Genomic DNA, 1,702 nt, shown 5'->3' on the forward strand with positions numbered 1-1,702 from the left:
CCAATTTACCTAAATGCTCTCAGCAATTTGGCGGTGTCAAGCCTGCTCAGTACCCATGAATAATCTATTCCCCTCGGGTGCTTCGGATACAAGCCCTCTCGCAGATACGTATCCATGTGGTAGGGTCGATGATCTGCAATAAGTTCGAGAACCTCGCGAACACGCCTGAAATAGCCACTTTCGCGCAATATTGTGGTGCTAGCAGATGGTCTCCCCCAAGCAGCAATTAGGATCTCCGACCTGCCACTTTCCAACGTAATTAATTCATCATTCGTAATCTCGCATTGACTATCATTTCCGACAACGCAATCGTATCCATACTGCTCAGTTAGGTTTGCCAGCCCACTAGAAGCCGTTTCGTACACTGTATAGAGATTAAGAACAACAATTCTAGATACAGTGCTTAAATCCAAGCATTTCTCGTACGTGTACTTAATGACGCCATTGACAGTTTTGTCTGATATCTGGCTTGTCGCCTTACTTGGATTCATCATCACGAATAGCACTTGGCTTCCACTTGGACGATTCAGATCAATGGTCAGTCTTAAACGTCTGGGCATCGGGCTTGATAAATCGTCTGCACGAACCGCCGTGACGTAAGATGGATAACGGTAAACTGGAGCCATACGCCTCCTCATGGGCTAACGCCCGCAGCACGCGCGGCTTTGTAGTGGAGGCGAAGCCGCAACGGAAAAGCCGTCGCTGTGCCTGCGATTGTTAGCCATTGCGTCTCGACCAAGGGTCTTGAGCCATCCGATCTTCCGACCATCTCTCATCCAATGAAATCGCCAACCCATCAGCGAAAATGGTAAAGCCGTCTTCTTGATATGGTTCAGCCGCCTGATCTAGCAATAGCAATTTTTCACCTTGCAACAGGATTCGTTGTAATACGCGCTCCCTAACCTCTCGGTCTATTCCAATACTCACCCCGATTTCTGAAAGCTCCCGCGTCTGAAACTTGCGACTTCCTATAAGTCTGCTCTGGCCCTTCTCAGTCGCAATAATGGGCGCGGAATAGTACATATCCATTGCGCTTTCTACATCGAACTGAATATCTGGCACACCTTCATCAAACTCCTCAGGATCGTCTATAGCCCATTCAAGTCTAGGATTAAACGAAGCTTGAATCGCTACCCGAAGGGACGGGTATTGACCATTTATCGTGCGTAGTTGGCGCGTTTGTAGTTTAGCCGCACGCATCGCTGAGCTGCTGTAACCCCAAGTCCGCCCCTTAGCCTCAGCAACTATCCACTCCCTGTTGCGCCGAAGTCCAACTAAATCAGGCTCCGACTTGGCCTTAAGCACGACGGAACCTCCAAGAGCGTGAACCAACGACACATGAAAAAGCCAGGGCGTATCAAGCAAGCGAGCTCCCAATATTTTCGCAGCCATCATGCCCATGAAGTACGAGACCCCACTTTTCTCTGTGGGATCTAAACCGGCATAAAGGCTGCTCTTCTCAACATGGTTTGAGCTAGCCCGCAAGTTCGCGTAGACAGTGTGACTCCGAACGACAAGATCGCTAAGAGAATGCCACCCAGATGACAACAAAAATGCAACGCCAGGCTTTCCCATTGTCATAGCAGCCCACACAAATTCATTCCAACTAAGTGTGAGATTGTGACGACCAGCCAGCGCTGTTCCCCAATGACGACCGAAGTTTGAAGCTGTATATGGAACTACTGGCATATCAATATCCTTG

General features: G+C 49.0%; 2 protein-coding genes. Both read right to left on the minus strand.

The window, feature by feature from the left end:
* Positions 1 to 5: 5 nt before the first annotated feature.
* On the minus strand, positions 6 to 638 hold the full coding sequence (locus LQ956_RS15150) for a DUF1643 domain-containing protein (RefSeq protein ID WP_430733478.1): 633 nt from the start codon (positions 636 to 638) through the stop codon (positions 6 to 8).
* Between the two features lie 79 nt (positions 639 to 717).
* Positions 718 to 1,702 (minus strand): hypothetical protein (locus LQ956_RS14810; protein WP_238630386.1); only part of this gene is annotated, 985 nt, incomplete at its 5' end.

It is taken from the genome of Ectothiorhodospira lacustris (assembly GCF_022227845.1).
In the GTDB taxonomy this organism is placed as follows: domain Bacteria; phylum Pseudomonadota; class Gammaproteobacteria; order Ectothiorhodospirales; family Ectothiorhodospiraceae; genus Ectothiorhodospira; species Ectothiorhodospira lacustris.